Genomic DNA, 970 nt, shown 5'->3' with positions numbered 1-970 from the left:
CGCAATTTCAATGAGGTGATCTCAGTGGAATGGGGCTGAGGGTCCGAAGAGGTGTGGGCGTGGGGTCCTGGTAGAAGAGGTCTCACCACAAGATCGTCTTCTGTAAGGGCCAGGACCCCACGTGATTACCTATCGTGCCACGCTTGATGTTGCCGACGAACTCGCCCACTACCTCAGCAGGCTCCTGGCTGAGGAACGCCGACGCCGCAGTACCCCGCGTGGGCGGCGGGCGTTGAGCCCGTTCAAGCAGGCCGTGCTGGGGCTGCGGTGGTACCGGGACCGCACCGCCATCCCCGCTTTGGCCCGCGACAACGACATCTCCCGGGCAACCGGCTACCGCTACGTCGACGAGGTCATCGACGTTCTGGCCGCACAGGCCCCCGACCTGCACGAAGCACTCGAGAAGGCAGCCGAGGGCGGTGAGCCTTACGTGATTGTGGACGGCAAACTGTTCGCCTCCGACCGGCTGGGCGAGAAGACCCTGAACAAACACGGCCGGGAAATCGACCGCTGGTACTCCGGCAAACACCACACACAGGGCGGCAACGTCCTGGTCATCACCGACCACACCGGATTCCCGCTCTGGTCCTCACCGGTGGAGCCCGGCTGCATCCACGACATCACCGCCGCCACCGAACACGTGCTCGGCGCCCTCTACTGGGCCGCCTCCCAACTCGATCTACCGACCCTGGCCGACGGCGGTTTCCAAGGCGCCGGCATCGGCGTCCACACCCCGATCAAACACAACAAAACCGGCAAAGGTCGCCCCCTGGACGTCGACAACCGCACCTACAACGCCCTACTCCGAGGGCTACGAGCACGAGGTGAACGCGGCTTCGCACTCCTCACCCAACGCTGGCGCACCCTGCAACACATCACCGCCAGCCCACGCAAAATCACCGCCATCGTCCAAGCCGCCCTCACCCTCACCCACCACGAACACGGCCGAATCCACTGAGATCACCTCAAT

Annotated in this window: 1 protein-coding gene; it reads left to right on the top strand. The window is 64.3% G+C overall.

Going from position 1 to position 970, the window contains the following annotated elements; genetic code table 11:
- Positions 1-121: 121 nt before the first annotated feature.
- Complete coding sequence (locus tag E1288_RS46485; protein WP_132495745.1) at positions 122-958, top strand: transposase family protein; 837 nt, start codon at positions 122-124, stop codon at positions 956-958.
- Positions 959-970: the final 12 nt, after the last annotated feature.

The organism is Saccharopolyspora elongata, from assembly GCF_004348985.1.
GTDB lineage: Bacteria > Actinomycetota > Actinomycetes > Mycobacteriales > Pseudonocardiaceae > Saccharopolyspora > Saccharopolyspora elongata.
Note: the sequence above shows the minus strand (reverse complement) of the source record. Positions and strands in the feature narration are given on the sequence as shown.